Consider the following 14,933-nt stretch of genomic DNA (forward strand, 5'->3'; position numbering starts at 1 on the left):
TCCTGGGGTATAGCTGCTGCACCCGATGGATCGTGGGCGCAGGTGTACAGCGTTTCAACAGTACTGCACCGTGGGTACAAGTGCACCTTTTCGCACTTTTTCTTAGCCCTAAAGGCTCGCTTCTCCCAGGGCGGTGATGCTGCTGGTCGCGCGGCGTGACATTGGGTGGCGCAGTTTTACAAGGCCACATTCCTCCAGGAACAAGCCTCCAGCATTGACCGATTGCGCTTTTCTACCAAAAAGTATCTGCAGCGCCTCATGGTGCTTGGCATCGTAATTCTTTCGCTGCTAAGCTGCTCAAAAAGTAACGAATTGATAACAAAGCTGTGATTTTCCTGGTAGTGGCGTTTTTCGCGCGAACAGCGAAGATAGCAGCCCTCCCCGTCTTGACATGCGCAAACACGGGGCTATTGTTACTTGAGTACGCTTGTGTGACTAATGAGTTGGAGACACGCCGAGAAAATTCTCAAAATCTCCTGTCAATACTCACACCCTGACTTCTAGGAAAGGCACGCCGTGACCCTTCTTTCCCGAAAGGCGATTGCTGCCGCCGCTATGGCCTTGGGCCTGTGCTTCGGCTCAACTCCGGCCGTTCAAGCTGCCCCCTTGTTCCCTGTTGAAGATCTCGGCCTTCCACTCGATCATCTGGGTCGGCCTAACCAAGAAGTGCTCAACGCAGCAAAAGACTTCGCCCAAAAGCTCCCCGAGCAACAGCGCGAACAGCTCCTTGCTGCCATCCGCTTCTATGAAGGCCCCAGCAAGTCGAACACCCTCCTGCCCGATAACGCACCGGTATTTACCCAGTTTTTCTGGCCCGTCGTTGCCGGTAAATGCATCGACGGCAAGTTCGACTCCACCGGAACCGCCATCGCCGTGGCAGGTCCTGCACCCATCCCCGCCCCCAAGCCGGGCGTAGGCGAGGCCACCTTCGTGTTCACTGCCTTGGGCACCCGCCCGCTGGCAGGCGAGCAGAACATGAACGTGCACTGGTTTAATATCGACACCCTCCAAGGTGGCACCACCAAGCTTGGAGATCACGGCATTAACCCCCAAGGCCCTTCGACTGTTTCCGGCAAAGCCGAAACGGGACGCGGCCGCGTGGTTGCCTTGCTTGAAGGCACCGTGGGCACCCAAGACGGCCCTTGCAACTACTTCCCCACCACGGCAGCGTTTGTGGTGATGTAAATGGTGGATCTGCACCCGGTAAAAAGCGAGTCCTTCGATACGACTGCGTCTTTAAACACCGATCCCAAAGGTTTTTTGCGTCAGGTTGATACCTTCAAGGAAACCGAGTTTGGGCTCTACATGGCTAGAGGTGCAGATCACCCACGCTTCGGCTACCTAGAATCCTGGCTTCTGCCAGACCTGGGTTTGCGCGCAAATATCTTCCACTTCCGCGATGGCGTGGACGCGCGCATGGACTTCTACTTCGATATCGCCGATATTTCTAAATCGGAAGGCGTCTGGCACACCCGCGATCTTTATGTGGATCTTGTGAGCGTCTGCGGCGAGCCGGTCAAGGTGATGGACATCGATGAATTGGCCGCCGCCACCAGCGAAGGCCTCATCACCGCCGAAGAAGCTGAGCGGGCCATCGACGCCACGCTTGCAGCCGTAGAAGGCATTACTCGCCACAGCGATGATCCCATGGCCTGGCTGGCCTCCATGGGCATAAGCCTGGACTGGGCAGAGCACGTCGATCTGATGCCTGCTGGTTCCTAAAGAACCTGGTTCTTCGGATCGACGCCGAATCTTCCCAAGGGCTGCGCAACGCAGCTTGAATATCCTTAAGAAAAGCTCAGGTGGCCAGACATACAAGGGGCGCAACATGCTGTTGCGCCCCTTGTATTCGTGCTAATACCCAAGCGAGTTTTCGCTCTTGGTTTTTCCGCTCTTGGTTTAGAGCAGCCCCAGGCCTGGCACGGAGTTGATCAGATCCCTGGTGTATTCCTGCTGTGGATCAGCAAAGATCTGATCGGTGGTGCCGCGTTCTACCAAACGACCCTGCTCCATCACCACGACCTCGTCTGCGGTTTGACGCACCACGGCCAGGTCGTGGGTGATAAACAGATAGCTCAAGTGGAGTTCTTCTTGTAGCTCCGTGAGCAACTGCAGGATCTGGTGCTGCACCAACACATCGAGTGCCGATACTGCCTCGTCGAGCACCACCACTTCCGGGTTCAGTGCCAGGGCTCTAGCCACCGCGATGCGCTGGCGCTGGCCACCAGAAAGTTCGTTGGGATACCTGCGCATGGCAGAACGAGGCATCGCCACCATATCCAGCAGCTCGGCTACGCGCTGCTCGCGCTCTTTGCGATTACCCACCTTGTGCACCACCAATGGCTCTTCGATGCAGCGATAAATCGAATACATCGGATCCAAAGAGCCATAGGGGTTTTGGAAGACCACCTGCAGCTTGCGGCGCATATCAAAGGTTTCTTTGCTGCTGAGCTTGGTAATGTCCTTGCCCTTATACAGCACCCGACCGCTGGTTGGCTCCAGCAGTTTCAGGATCATATTGGCAACGGTCGATTTACCCGAACCGGATTCACCCACGATTGCCAGCGTGGTGCCTTCGCGCAGCCCGAAGGTCACGTCATCGACGGCACGCAGTTGCTTCTTAGCACCTCGGGCGCCTCGCACATCGAATACCTTGGTCAGGTTCTCAACTTTGATCACGTCTTCTGCTTCGACGTCGTGCTCAGCCACCAGCACTTCTTCTGCTTGCACACCTGCGGCCTTGGCCGATTGGATGCGTGAAGAAGCAAGCGAGGGGGCGGCACTGACCAGGCGTTGGGTGTAGGGGTGCTGGGGATCGCGCAGGATCTCAAGCGAAGGCCCAGATTCCACGATGCGGCCGCGGTGCATCACCACGAGATGTTCGGCGCGCTCTGCGGCAAGACCGAGGTCGTGGGTAATAAAGAGCACTGCTGTGCCGAGGTCTTTGGTTAAGGTGCCGAGGTGATCCAGGATCCGCTTCTGCACCGTCACATCGAGGGCCGAGGTGGGTTCATCAGCAATGAGCAAACGCGGCCGAGCGGCAAGGCCCATACCGATCAAGGCGCGCTGGCGCATACCGCCGGAGAATTCGTGCGGATACTGCTTTGCGCGACGTTCTGCGTCGGGAAGCCCGGCCTCTTCAAGCAATTGCGTTACCGCAGCATCCATTTCGGAGGCTTTGACTACGTTATTTGCCTTCAGCGCCTCTTTGATTTGAGTGCCGATTCTCCACACCGGGTTGAGGTTGCTCATTGGGTCTTGAGGCACAAGGCCAATCATGGACCCGCGATATTCCTGCATCTCCTTATCGTTGAGCCCGGTGATGTCCTTGCCCTCAAAGGTGATCCGCCCCTTGGTCACTTTGCCGGTTCCAGGCAGCAGACCAATGATCGCCATGGCGGTGGTGGATTTACCGGAACCAGATTCACCCACAATCGCCACGGATTGACCAGGGTAAATCTTCAGATTCGCACCACGTACCGCCTCGACGGTGCCGGTGGAGGACTCGAAGGCGATGTGGAGATCTTCGAGCTCAAGTAGTGGAGTAGGTTGCTGCGTATTCATTTAACGCTTCCTCGCCTTCGGATCAAGGGCGTCGCGCACAACGTCACCCATCATGATAAAGCTCAACACGGTCGCACCGAGGGCCATGGCCGGATAGAACAGCACCATCGGTTGGGTACGCAAGGAGGCCTGTGCCTTAGCAATGTCGCCACCCCAGGAAACGATGGTGGGCGGCAGGCCGATGCCCAGGAAGGACAGGGTTGCTTCGGCCACGATGAAAGTGCCCAGCGCCACGGTTGCGTAGACGATGATGGGGGCTGCGGCATTGGGCAAAATGTGCTTGCCCAGGATGTACCACTTGCTTGCCCCAACCGCCTTGGCTGCGGTGACGAATTCTTCGTTCTTGGTGGCCATGACGGTACCGCGGGTAATGCGGGCGATGGAGGTCCAACCGAAAATTGCCAAGACCACCACCACCGTCAAAATGGTGCGATATTCCTTAAATACCTGCATCACCACGATGGCGGCGAGCACCAGGGGGACGGCGAAGAAGATGTCGGTGATACGCGAGAGAACCGAGTCGAGGATGCCGCCGAAGTAGCCGGCAAGTGCACCAATCGTGGTGCCGATGATCACCACGAGCAGTGTGGTGAGCACGCCTACGCTTACCGACGCCCTCGCGCCGTAAATCATGCGGGCATAAATATCGCAGCCCTGGCGATCAAAGCCGAAGGGGTGTCCGGCAGTGGGCTCGTTCAAAGACTTGGAAAGCTCGCAGAAGGTCGGGTCGGTGGAGGTAAATAGTTGGGGTACGGCAGCAAGCAGGAGCGCTGCAGTAATGAGCAGAGCCGAAACCCAAAACATGGGGCGCTTGCGAAGATATTTCCATGCCTCTCCCCAGACTGAGGTTGGGGCCGAATCATCGCGAACGGCGTCGACTGCACCGAGGCCCGTCTCATCGACTTCTGCCACGAAGCGCTCTTGACCGGGCAGTGGCTGGTAGGTAGCCCGGTTATCCTGCGTGTTCTTGGATGAGTTAGGCATAGCGAATCCTTGGGTCGAGCAGGGCGTAGAGGAGGTCGACGATCAGGTTGGCCACGATGTAGACGATGACCAACACGGTGGTAAACGACACCACGGTGGTGGGTTCACCCTTGAGAATCGCCTGATAGATGGTGCCACCGACACCGTTGATGCCGAAGATACCTTCGGTCACGATCGCGCCACCCATAAGCGCACCAAGGTCGGTGCCAAGGAAGGTCACCACCGGGATCAGGGAGTTACGCAGCACGTGTCGGCGGGTGACTTCTCCCCCGCTTAAGCCCTTGGCGCGGGCGGTGCGCACATAGTCGGCGCGCAGATTATCGGATACCGATTGGCGTGTGAGTCGAATGACGTAGGCACACGACAGTGCACCGAGCACTACCGCTGGCATGAGCAGCGATTTGAAGGAATCATTCGCGCCGACGGTCACAGGCAGGATGCCCCATTTCACGCCCACGAAGAATTGGAGCACGAAACCGATCACGAAGGAAGGTACGGCGATCACGAGGAGGGAGAGCACCAGCACGGTGGAGTCGAAGAAGCCACCGCGACGCATACCGGCGAATACGCCGAAGGCCACGCCCAGGATCATCTCAAAAATCAGCGCCATCACGGCTAATTTGATGGTCACGGGGTAGGCATTGGCCATCACTTCGCTCACGGGCCGGCCTGAGAAGGTGGTGCCGAAGTCGAGGGTGAAGATGCCCTTGATATACAGCAGGTATTGGACGATGAATGGTTTGTCCAGGTTGTATTCTGCCGTCAGTCTCGCTCGGGCTGCCTCTGATAGGCCTCGATCGCCACCGAGGGCTTCGATCGGGTCGCCGGGCATGAGAAAGACCATGGCGTACAGCAGCAGGGTGGCACCAAAAAATACAGGGATCATCTGTAAGATTCGGCGCCCAACGTAGCGCAACATGGTGGTGTTCCTTTGAAGAATGTTCGGGTGGGAAATGCTTGGAAGTGTAAATTTTTAAAGCAAATGCGAAGCCCCGGTCGCCGGAAGTGGCGACCGGGGCGAAAACCGTGGGCCGCGAGGCCTAGGGCAAAGAATTACTTCTTTTCGATCGCGGCGTACTCAGGCAGGGAGTTCCAGCTAAAGGTCACATTGCTGACCTTGTCGGAGGAACCGCCGGTGACGTTGGAGTACCACAGCGGAATGGCCGGGAGGTCGCGGAAGAGGATCTCTTCTGCCGACTGGTATTCCTTGATGCCTTCTTCAACATCCTTCTTGTTCGCAGCCTGCTTCACCTTGGAGTCGAACTCAGGGTTGGAGTAGTCGCCATCGTTGGAGGAAGCGTTGGTGACGTAGAGAGGAACGAGGAAGTTACCAATTGCTGGGTAGTCGGCCTGCCAACCGGAGCGGAAGGCACCCTTGATGGTGCGCTTCTTCACGTCGTCACGCAGGGACTTGAAGTCCGGGTAGGGGTTACCCGATGCCTCGATGCCGAGGTTGTTGCGGATCTGGTTGCTCACGGCATCTGCCCAAGCCTGGTGGCCACCATCGGAGTTGTAGGCGATGGTGAATTCGCCGGTGAACTTGGAGATGGAATCAGCCTTCTTCCACAGCTCCTTGGCCTTGTCCGGATCGAACTTCAGCACATCGGAGTTTTCCAGATCGTCCTTGTAGCCGTCGATCACCGGGGAGGTGAAGTCCTTGGCAGGGGTACGAGTGCCCTCGAAGATGGTCTTGGTTACCTCTTCACGATCAATTGCGTGCGAGATGGCCTGCCTACGCAGCTTGCCTTCTTCACCGCTGAAGTGCTCGAGCTTCTCGGGGATGGTGATGGACTGGAACACAGCGGCAGGCTGGTTGACTGCGCGATCGCCCAGCTCATCTTCGAAGGTGGAGAATGCGGAGTCCGGAACGGCATCCAGCACATCGAGGTTGCCGGCCAGCAGGTCGGCGTAGGCGGCGTCCTGAGAGCTGTAGAAGACGAACTTCAGGCCGTCGTTCTTTGCGGCGTTTTCACCACTGTATTTCTCGTTGGGCACCAGCGTTGCAGATTCCTGGTGGTTCCATTCCTTGAGTACGTAGGGGCCGGAACCAACCGGGTTTTCGCCGGCGCTATCAAGATCTTCGAGCTGCTTCGAAGGCATCACAAAGAAGGCCGTGTAGCCGAGGCGAGTGGGGAAATCCGACTCAGGTTGCTCAAGTTCCACGGTGAAGGTGCGGTCGTCCACAACCTTCAGGCCCTCAAGTTCCTTGACTCCTTCGCTGTAGCCCTTAATCGGCTCGAAGAAGAACGCATTCATCATGCTGTTTGCCACGGCGGCGTTCCAGGTATCAACGTAATCCTGGGCGGTCACGGGGCTGCCGTCGGAGAACTCAAGACCCTCTTTGAGCTTGATCTTGTAGGTCTTCTCGCCTTCCAAATCAATGGATTCGGCTTGGTCATTGTGGGGCTTGCCGTCACTGTCGTAGTGCACCAGACCGGAATACAGCAGTTCGACGATCCTGCCGCCGCCGGTTTCGTTCGTGTCGGCCGGGATCAAAGAATTCTGAGGCTCAGAACCATTCGCGGTGACGTAGTTTGCGCCTTCAGAGGCTCCGTCCGAGGAGCAGGCCGCCAGGCCTAAGACAACGGTGGCTGAGGTAGCAATCGCTACGGTCTTTTTCAGATGCATCAGCTTCTCCCTGTGCGTATTCCAACGGTTGCTGTACTACAGAAGCTGCAGCAAAGCCTGGACTATGCGGTTCACTCTAGCAGCAGGCGCGGGGGTAGGAGGAAGATTCGGGACAAAAAAATTCAAACGCTTGCGGTAACGGGAGTGCCCATCCACCAATACACATCGGGGGTAGGCATGACAGAAAAGTGAAATTGTTCCTGTTGTGCCCAACGCTGCCAGAAGGGTTCATATTCGGGATCACGCGCCAATGCCCTGGCCTTGCGCCACTGCTCAGGGCCATCAAAGACGATGCTAAGCACATCACCTTCACTTCGCGCGGCAGCAAGCGTTGCGGGCGTCAATGCCCCTACGCCCTCGATAATCAAGTGCTCGCCTTGTACACTGCGCCACTGGCCATGGACGTTGTTGTGCCAGTCCCAAGGGAAATACCCTCCTTGGCCAATCACCTGTTTCGCTGCAATGGCACTGCCAGCAGCCAACCCATGCCAGCCTGGGTAGAGATCATCCATGCTCACCAACGGCCAATTAAGCAGCCCGGCCAGCTTTTTGGCGAAGGTCGTTTTCCCGGCGCCAGAGGGGCCGTCGATAAGCACAATCATGCGCCAAATAGCCTCAGATAGCCCGACCATGCCGCGATAGCCAACGATGCGCTGGACAGGCCAAGGCAGACGGCCATCAGCAAGTAATCGGGAAGGTGCAGGCGGGAGGGCCTGGCCCAGGTGCGATTGGGGTAGGCGGCAAAGCCTCGCGCTTCCATCGCGGTAGAAAGCTTGGCGCCGCGACGCAAGGTGAGCACCAAAAGGCCAAAGGTCATGGAAAATGCCTTGCGCAGCACGTTTTCCTCGCCAAGGCCTCTGGCTCGGCGTGCCCTACGCATCGACGCCCAATCGCGACGCGCCAAGCCCAACATACGCCCGGCAGCCACCGCGCCAATGACAAAGCGCTCAGGCAATTTCAAGATTTGCGCCAGGCCATCGCCTAGTTCGGTGGCGTTGATGTTGCTCAGCAGCACAATTGCGGGAAGCCCGAGGGCAAACACGCGCACCATGACCGCCAAGGCCAAGGAGATGGAGTTGTCGGTGATGTGGGCAAAGCCGAAGGAGAAGTACTCTTTGCCTTCCGGTGCGCCGTAGAGCAGCATGGACGTGCCAGCCAAAGGTGCTGCAATCAGCAGTGGAAGGCTGCGTTTGAGCATGCGCATCAGCCCTGGGCCAATGAGCAAGGACAGCACCACCGTGCCGCACACAGCCACCGCCGAAGACACCACATCGACGCTGACCAACAGCGGAGTAGCGAGCAACATCAAACCTAAAATGCGAGCTACAGGGTTAAAGGCAACGCGCACCAGGGCGTTGGGAGCAACTTTGCGGCCTTGGTTGTTCGCACCGTTGTTGTTTTGCGAGTTGGAATCAGGTGTTTGTTGCGTCATAGCTGGATCTCCTGATCACCGAGGGCACGACGGTATAGCGCGTCGTGGGTAATTGAGCACACGCTTAAACCCTGGTCACGCTGCTGGGCTAGCAGTTCCACCAACGCAAGGAAGGTCTTGCGATCCTGGCCAAAGGTTGGCTCATCCAACAGCATGATCTTGGGTGAATGAATCAGCACCGTGGCCACCGAAAGCCTGCGTTTTTGCCCGCCTGAAAGCGTAAAGGGATTGGCCTCGGCTAAAGCATCAAGGCCTAAGGTTTCGAGTACCTCGTCGGCGCGGCGCTGATCTGCAGCGCTGAGCTCTCCCCTGGCACGTAAGCCCACCAGCATTTCTTCGCGCACCGTCTTGGCCACAAACTGATGCTCGGGATCCTGGAATACGTACCCGATGCGCTGCGCTAAGGCTTGGGATTTCCATTTCCTTGGGTCGAGCGTGGACGTGCCAAAAAGCTCCTTCGAGGCACGCACTTGCCCGCCGTGGGGATCAAGCAAACCCGCCAATGTGAGCATGAGTGTGGTTTTCCCTGTGCCATTGGCCCCGGTGATCACCGTGGAACAGCCCTGCGGTAGTTGAATCAACGACTGCTGCCCAAGGGCATGGTCCCAGCCGTAGCGTAAGTCAATGCCTTCAAGTGCAGGCGCGTTGCCGGCGCACTCGGGCTTCGCAGCAGGCAGATCTGGTTCCACGCCGGGCACCCACACGCCCTCGGCGGCAAGGCGGGCGCCTTCTTGTTCCAGCACAGCCTCAGGCGTGCCGTCGGCAAGCACCCCTGTTTGGCCGATGACGATGATGCGATCAACGTGCTCAATCCAGGTTGCAACGCGGTGTTCCACCACGATCAGCGTGGTGTCAAGCCGGCTTGCCGCCGCCACGACCTCTTGTACGCCCTGGGGGTCGAGGTTCGCCGTGGGCTCATCTAACAGCACGATATCGGCGCCCATGGCCAGCACACCTGCAAGGGCAAGACGTTGTTTTTGTCCACCGGAGAGGGCATGCGTTGGATGATCAAGGGCAAGGTCTAGGCCTACTTGCTCCAGCGCTTGAGGCACACGGCGCCAAATTTCCTCGCGCGGAATTCTCAGGTTTTCGCAGCCGAAGGCCACATCATCGCCTACTCGCTGAGAAATGACCTGCGCGTCTGGGTCTTGCAGCACCATCCCGCAAATACCTTGAACATTGATCTGCCCGCTGTGTTCGCCCTCGTCTTCTCCAAGCAGGCCGGCAATGGAATGCAGCAGCGTGGATTTGCCGGAACCGGAGGCGCCAAGCAGGAGGACTTTTTCTCCGGCTTCAATGTCGAAAGAGATGTGTTCTAAGGCAAAACGCCGCCTGCTGGCGTGGCGGTAGGAGTAGTCCCGCAGGGAGATGTGGGGGCTCATGAGGTTGCGTTATTCCTTTCAACCTTAAGGGATGTGCCATGCTGATCGTTATGAAAGATCGCCTGAGGATTGCGCTGAGCGTAATACTCGCGGGAGTATGCGCAGGCTTGATCGGTGCAGCGATGTCGTGGGGTATTCACCTGGTGGAAGCCCACTTGAGCCTGTGGTTGAGCCTGGCGCTTGGCCTTGCCGCAGGTGTGATGTGGTGGCAGGTGCGTCGCCGCAAAGATTCCAGTGCTTCGCAGCTTGTCGACGCCCTGGCGCAAACCATCGCCGTGGGCGCGGGTGCATCTTTGGGCCGTGAGCAAGCACCCCGACAGGTAGCTGCATTGGTTGCCCGCAAACTGTGGATGCCTGCCCAACAGCGTGAAACCTTGGCGGCTGCCGCTGCCGGCGCCGGCTTGGCGGCGGTCTATAACATTCCTCTGGCTGGGGTGTTGTACACCTTGGAAGTGTTGCCCATCCGCCGCAGTATTCGTTTGGGCGTGTTTGCCTTGAGTTGTTGCGCCATCGCCACGCTCACGGCGTGGCCGCTGCTGGGTGGTGGCGCGTTTTATTCCATTCCCGATCCAGGCCTTGATCAACTCACCGTGCTCCTTTTCGCCCCCGTCATTGCCGTGGGTGTGGGCTTGGGTTGGCTGTTTCGCCAGGGAGCTATCCGGCAGGTGCGCCGCCGCATACGTGGCAGGTGGCTCATGCTAAGCGTCCCCCTTGCCATTGCTGCGGTGTTGTTGATCGCGCAGGCGCTGCCGGAGGTTCCAGGCAATGGGCAATTGCTGCTGGATTTCACCTTTCACTCTCCCTTGCAATGGCAACACGGGGCAACCTTGGTGCTAGCAAAGCTGCTCTTGACGTGGTTGTGCCTGCGCGCTGGCGCTGCCGGTGGTGTGCTTACCCCATCACTTGCTGTCGGTGGCACCGCCGGTGGCGTGATCGGCACACTCTGCGGCGCCGATCCGCTTACCTTGGCATTAGTGGGGGCTGCGAGCAGTTTGGCCATGACGCAACGCGCACCATTATTTGCTGCAGTGATGACGATCGAATTGACGCACCCTTCAGCCCTGGTGAGCTGCATCATGCTCGCTCTTGCTATACCAGCTTCCTGGCTTCACGCCCGGCGCCGAAGCGATCAAGCACACCAGTAGCTGCCAGCGCCTTGACCAGGTAGTAGCCCACTACACCAGCCAGGATGGCACCGGAGATAGAAAGGCTGATCAGGTAGCTGACGTTAAACAGCACAGATTTGGCGTAGTTCGCCGAAAGGAAGAACTCCAAGACGAAAGCGCCAATACCGGCACCGACGCCGGCAAGGGCAGCAACCGGCAGGCCGAAGCGCTTATAGGCAAAGAAGAAGAAAATCAGCTCTGCGCCGAGGCCTTGAGCAAGGCCCGAGTAGACCGTTTCAATGCCCCACTGATTACCCAACACCGCCGAAACCACGGCGGCGAGCAGCTCAACATAGATTGCTGCGAAGGGTTTGCGGATAATCAACCCGCCGAGCACACCGCCGAGCAGCCAAATACCGGCGGCAATACCACCGAAGCCTGGGGTGAGTGCATTCGCCGCTGCGTACCAGGCGTAGCCGATGCCATTCCATACCCAGAAGATCAAACCGGTAGCAATACCAAGCACGCTCGCAGTCACGATGTCGATGACGCGCCAGTTTTTTCCTTGTTGTGCCATATGTTTCTTCCTCCGCCGGCATTATCCGGATCAGGTTGGACGGTTCGCACCGCGCCAAAGCTTGCATGCTTACTGCGGTGGATCTCAGCCAGGCCGTTGCTGCGCTAGGTAGTTGCTGTGCTGGGCAGTTGCTGCGCTAGGCACAAGCAGGCGCCGGGCTCCCGTGTGTTGTTGTTGGTGTTCAGCCCGAGATACTACAGCATCACCACGCAGTGTCGATTCCTCGAGTCTAAGGCTTGCCTTATGTCAGTCCGGCCGCTTGGTGTGGGCCGCTTGGCGGCGCGAAAGGCTTGCTGGCACGGCAGTGGTGATCGTGGCGGACAACCCTGGCGGGGAGGCTGCAGCTTGTAAGCTCCGCGGCTTTTAAATAAAGAGCAGGAGGCTGATTGCCATGACGCCCATACCGAGGATGAGCCCGTAGATGGCGGCGTGGTGTTTGCCGGTGGATACGGCGGTGGGCAGCAGCTCGTCGAGGGAAATGAACACCATGATGCCGGCGATGGCTGCAAATGCCACGCCGAGGGTGGCAGGGCCGATCAGTGGCAACAGCAGGAGGTAGCCCACCACTGCCCCGAGTGGTTCTGCTAATCCGGAGGCAAGACCAAGCCAAAAGCCCTTGGCTTTTGATCCGGTTGCTTCGCGGATGGGCACCGCCACAGCAATGCCCTCTGGAATGTTGTGGATGGCAATGGCTACGGCTACGGGAAGGGCGACTTGGAGGTCTTCTAAACCGGCAAGGAAGGTGGCAAAGCCTTCAGGGAAGTTGTGGATGGCAATAGCCAGGGCTGTGAGCACACCCATTTGCATCATTTTGCTGCGGCGTTTGGATTCCAGATTGCCCGGCTCGTGGGGGTTGACGGGCTCGGGAACCAGCCGGTCGATGATGCCGATAAGCAAAATGCCGCCGAAGAAGGCGCCTACCGCTGCCCAGGCACCTGGGCGTTGGCCCATTGCTTCCTGAAGCTTTTCAAATCCCTCGGGCAGGATTTCGATAAAGGAGACATAGAGCATCACGCCGGCGGAAAAGCCGAGGGTGATGGCTAGATAATTTTCTGTGGGCTTTTTTCTCGTCACCGCAATTGCTGCGCCCAGGCCGGTGGAAAGACCAGCAAAGAGGGTCAGCGCAAATGCTTGAAACACTGCATCAGGCAAGAGTGAAGTAACCTTTCTATCAACCTTCGATGTCACGACTCGATACCGAAGAACCTACCAGAAATACATTTTCATTAAGGATTGATCGTTATGGCCGGTGGCCTTGCAGCTCTGCTCGATGACGTAGCCCTGATTGCCAGGACAGCCGCATCAAATGTCGATGACGTAGCCGCCGCAGCAGCCAAAACTTCCGCGAAAGCCGCAGGCGTTGTGGTCGACGATGCTGCCGTGACACCACGCTTTGTCGAAGGCGTTTCTCCGGCCCGCGAGCTGCCGATCATTTGGCGCATCACCAAGGGATCACTCTTTAACAAGCTCATTATTATCCTGCCGATCATTTTGGCGCTCAATGCCCTAGCCCCTTGGGCCTTAACGCCGCTATTGATGATCGGCGGCACCTACCTCTGCTTCGAGGGGGCCGAGAAGGTCTTTGAGATGTTCAGCGGAGCGCAGCACGAAAAAGAAGAAGAAAGTGCTGCAAAAGATGAAGACACTTTGGTGCGCGGCGCGATCATGACGGATCTGATTCTTTCCGCCGAGATCATGGTGATCTCTTTAAACGAGGTTGCCGATCAAAGCTTCTGGATGGAACTTGGCGTGCTCGTCACCGTCGCCATCGCCATTACCGCGCTGGTGTACGGAGCCGTGGGCCTGTTGGTAAAGATCGACGATATTGGCCTGCGCTTCCAGCAAAAGGAAAGCGATGCCGCCAAGCGCTTTGGCAGCGTACTAGTCAAAGCAATGCCCAAGATCCTCAACACCATTTCCATCATCGGCATGTTTGCCATGCTGTGGGTCGGCGGCCACATTCTGCTCAGCGGTAGCGACACACTCGGCTGGCATACACCCTATGAGCTCGTGCATCACCTGGAAGAAGGCGTTGAACACCTAGGCGGCTTCGTGGTGTGGAGCGTTGAAACGCTGTGCTCGCTGGTCGTTGGACTTGTGGTGGGCTTTATCGTGCTTGGCATCATGCATCTCCTGCCCTTCAAGCGCCACTAGCAACTCTATTTCATCGGAGTTGAGGGGATACACGCCCAGTGCGAAGATCCCCTCCACCCTGGGTCACCCTATGTGCAAGCATGACACCCTCTTTGCAATCCGCTTCTGAGTGATAGCATGCGCTATCATTTACACTTCTGCAGAAAACGAAAAGTTTGCATCAACTCTTAGCCCCGCCGGGCGAGTGTGAGGTGATGATCTACAACAAGGAAGTGAAAGAAGCCATGCACGCCAATGACGTCGCGCTAGTTATCGAGGGTGGCGGAATGCGCAATGCCTATACCGCAGGCTGCATCGATCAGCTCCTAGCCCACGACATTCACTTCGGATGGGTCGGAGGCGTGAGCGCCGGGGCAAGCCACACCGTGAACTTCTTATCCCACGACCGGCAACGCTCGCGGCTATCTTTTGTTGAGCTTGCAAGTGATCCAAAATCAGGCGGGGTGAAGTCGATGTTGCGTGGCAAGGGCTACTTCAACGTCGAATACATCTACGAAACTGCCGGCGCACCAGGTGGCGATATCCCCTTTGATTGGGAGACTTTCTGCCAAGATCCAACACCCATGTGCATTGCTGCCACCCGGGCCGATACCGGCGAAAACGTCTATTGGGGTCGCGAGGATTTTGCAGATCTTTATGACCTCATGCGTAAAGCCCGAGCCTCTTCTACCCTGCCGGGGCTGATGCCCGTACCCGAGATCGACGGCGTGGAGTATGTCGATGGCGCCCTGGGCGAATCCGGCGGGCTGCTTATTCAGGCAGCCATGGATGCAGGCTTTGAAAAGTTTTTAGTGCTGCGCTCTAAACCGCGTGGCTATATCCGCCCCGAGCTTTCAAAACCAGCCGTGGTGCGCAAGCTGCTCCGCAAACGCCCCGTGGTGGCAGAGGCGATGATTAAGCGGCCTGCGCGCTATAACGCAGAGGCCAAAAAGATTGATCAGCTCGAAGCGCAAGGCCAGGCGATGGTGTTTTATCCCGAGCATTTGAGCATCGAAAACACCGAGCGCAACCGGGAGAAATTAGAACACGCTTGGAACTGCGGTGTAGAGCAGACCAAGCGTGAGTGGGATTCCTGGATGGAATTTTTAAGTTAAAGCCAAGCGCTA

At 57.7% G+C, this 14,933-nt stretch carries 14 protein-coding genes; 5 read left to right on the forward strand and 9 right to left on the reverse strand.

The features are described from left to right. The first annotated feature begins 516 nt into the window (after nt 1–516). Nucleotides 517–1,185, forward strand: a complete 669-nt coding sequence (locus IEU99_RS07505; protein WP_229718426.1) for an Rv1157c family protein — start codon at nt 517–519, stop codon at nt 1,183–1,185. After that, complete coding sequence (locus IEU99_RS07510) at nt 1,186–1,722, forward strand: ribonuclease FAU-1 family protein (protein ID WP_128890090.1); 537 nt, start codon at nt 1,186–1,188, stop codon at nt 1,720–1,722. Nucleotides 1,723–1,899: 177 nt separating this feature from the next. Here IEU99_RS07510 and IEU99_RS07515 read toward each other — a convergent pair whose 3' ends face one another. The 7 genes from IEU99_RS07515 to IEU99_RS07545 all read right to left on the reverse strand — a co-directional run bounded on the left by IEU99_RS07515 (nt 1,900) and on the right by IEU99_RS07545 (nt 9,990). Continuing rightward, nucleotides 1,900–3,564, reverse strand: coding sequence for a dipeptide ABC transporter ATP-binding protein (locus IEU99_RS07515; protein ID WP_128890091.1), 1,665 nt, complete (start codon nt 3,562–3,564; stop codon nt 1,900–1,902). Beyond that, on the reverse strand, nt 3,565–4,548 hold the full coding sequence (locus tag IEU99_RS07520) for an ABC transporter permease (RefSeq protein ID WP_128890092.1): 984 nt from the start codon (nt 4,546–4,548) through the stop codon (nt 3,565–3,567). Further along, nucleotides 4,541–5,467, reverse strand: a complete 927-nt coding sequence (locus IEU99_RS07525; RefSeq protein WP_128890093.1) for an ABC transporter permease — start codon at nt 5,465–5,467, stop codon at nt 4,541–4,543. Before IEU99_RS07525 ends, IEU99_RS07520 begins: the two co-directional genes overlap by 8 nt. Nucleotides 5,468–5,601: 134 nt before the next feature. Then, nucleotides 5,602–7,176: a peptide ABC transporter substrate-binding protein gene (locus tag IEU99_RS07530; protein ID WP_128890094.1), complete on the reverse strand. Its 1,575-nt coding sequence runs from the start codon at nt 7,174–7,176 to the stop codon at nt 5,602–5,604. A 122-nt stretch (nt 7,177–7,298) separates the two neighbouring features. After that, nucleotides 7,299–7,778: a nucleoside/nucleotide kinase family protein gene (locus tag IEU99_RS07535; protein ID WP_128890851.1), complete on the reverse strand. Its 480-nt coding sequence runs from the start codon at nt 7,776–7,778 to the stop codon at nt 7,299–7,301. Next, the gene (locus IEU99_RS07540) at nt 7,775–8,608 is read right to left on the reverse strand and encodes an energy-coupling factor transporter transmembrane component T family protein (RefSeq protein WP_128890095.1); all 834 of its coding nucleotides are present in this window, start codon (nt 8,606–8,608) and stop codon (nt 7,775–7,777) included. The genes IEU99_RS07535 and IEU99_RS07540 overlap by 4 nt, the downstream gene beginning before the upstream one ends. Further along, nucleotides 8,605–9,990 carry an ABC transporter ATP-binding protein gene (locus IEU99_RS07545; RefSeq protein WP_128890096.1) on the reverse strand — a complete coding sequence of 462 codons (1,386 nt, stop codon included), beginning with the start codon at nt 9,988–9,990 and terminating at the stop codon, nt 8,605–8,607. The genes IEU99_RS07540 and IEU99_RS07545 overlap by 4 nt, the downstream gene beginning before the upstream one ends. Before the next feature lie 38 nt (nt 9,991–10,028). Between IEU99_RS07545 and IEU99_RS07550 the strand changes: the two genes are divergently transcribed. Continuing rightward, a complete protein-coding gene (locus IEU99_RS07550) occupies nt 10,029–11,135 on the forward strand; it encodes a chloride channel protein (protein ID WP_128890097.1) in 1,107 nt (368 codons plus the stop codon). Here the strand turns inward: IEU99_RS07550 and IEU99_RS07555 are convergent. Continuing rightward, a complete protein-coding gene (locus IEU99_RS07555; RefSeq protein ID WP_128890098.1) occupies nt 11,080–11,673 on the reverse strand; it encodes an ECF transporter S component in 594 nt (197 codons plus the stop codon). The genes IEU99_RS07550 and IEU99_RS07555 overlap by 56 nt on opposite strands. A 363-nt stretch (nt 11,674–12,036) precedes the next feature. Continuing rightward, nucleotides 12,037–12,813: a zinc transporter ZupT gene (gene zupT / locus IEU99_RS07560; protein WP_229718427.1), complete on the reverse strand. Its 777-nt coding sequence runs from the start codon at nt 12,811–12,813 to the stop codon at nt 12,037–12,039. 102 nt (nt 12,814–12,915) lie between these two features. Here zupT and IEU99_RS07565 point away from each other — a divergent pair, with 102 nt between their 5' ends. Next, nucleotides 12,916–13,827 (forward strand): DUF808 domain-containing protein, encoded by a 912-nt coding sequence (locus IEU99_RS07565; protein WP_128890100.1) that lies wholly within the window; start codon nt 12,916–12,918, stop codon nt 13,825–13,827. Between the two features lie 194 nt (nt 13,828–14,021). Then, nucleotides 14,022–14,921, forward strand: a complete 900-nt coding sequence (locus tag IEU99_RS07570; RefSeq protein WP_229718428.1) for a patatin-like phospholipase family protein — start codon at nt 14,022–14,024, stop codon at nt 14,919–14,921. Nucleotides 14,922–14,933: the final 12 nt, after the last annotated feature.

This window comes from Corynebacterium pelargi, from assembly GCF_014635485.1.
Classification (GTDB): domain Bacteria; phylum Actinomycetota; class Actinomycetes; order Mycobacteriales; family Mycobacteriaceae; genus Corynebacterium; species Corynebacterium pelargi.

What these genes read in the sequence shown, in the direction of transcription:
- IEU99_RS07515 (WP_128890091.1), bottom strand. Translation starts at nt 3,564, where the DNA reads ATGAATACGCAGCAACCTACTCCACTACTTGAGCTCGAAGATCTCCAC.
- IEU99_RS07535 (WP_128890851.1), bottom strand. Translation starts at nt 7,778, where the DNA reads ATGATTGTGCTTATCGACGGCCCCTCTGGCGCCGGGAAAACGACCTTC.
- IEU99_RS07525 (WP_128890093.1), bottom strand. Translation starts at nt 5,467, where the DNA reads ATGTTGCGCTACGTTGGGCGCCGAATCTTACAGATGATCCCTGTATTT.
- IEU99_RS07540 (WP_128890095.1), bottom strand. Translation starts at nt 8,608, where the DNA reads ATGACGCAACAAACACCTGATTCCAACTCGCAAAACAACAACGGTGCG.
- IEU99_RS07570 (WP_229718428.1), top strand. Translation starts at nt 14,022, where the DNA reads ATGATCTACAACAAGGAAGTGAAAGAAGCCATGCACGCCAATGACGTC.
- IEU99_RS07555 (WP_128890098.1), bottom strand. Translation starts at nt 11,673, where the DNA reads ATGGCACAACAAGGAAAAAACTGGCGCGTCATCGACATCGTGACTGCG.
- IEU99_RS07530 (WP_128890094.1), bottom strand. Translation starts at nt 7,176, where the DNA reads ATGCATCTGAAAAAGACCGTAGCGATTGCTACCTCAGCCACCGTTGTC.
- IEU99_RS07550 (WP_128890097.1), top strand. Translation starts at nt 10,029, where the DNA reads ATGCTGATCGTTATGAAAGATCGCCTGAGGATTGCGCTGAGCGTAATA.
- IEU99_RS07520 (WP_128890092.1), bottom strand. Translation starts at nt 4,548, where the DNA reads ATGCCTAACTCATCCAAGAACACGCAGGATAACCGGGCTACCTACCAG.
- IEU99_RS07565 (WP_128890100.1), top strand. Translation starts at nt 12,916, where the DNA reads ATGGCCGGTGGCCTTGCAGCTCTGCTCGATGACGTAGCCCTGATTGCC.
- IEU99_RS07545 (WP_128890096.1), bottom strand. Translation starts at nt 9,990, where the DNA reads ATGAGCCCCCACATCTCCCTGCGGGACTACTCCTACCGCCACGCCAGC.
- IEU99_RS07510 (WP_128890090.1), top strand. Translation starts at nt 1,186, where the DNA reads ATGGTGGATCTGCACCCGGTAAAAAGCGAGTCCTTCGATACGACTGCG.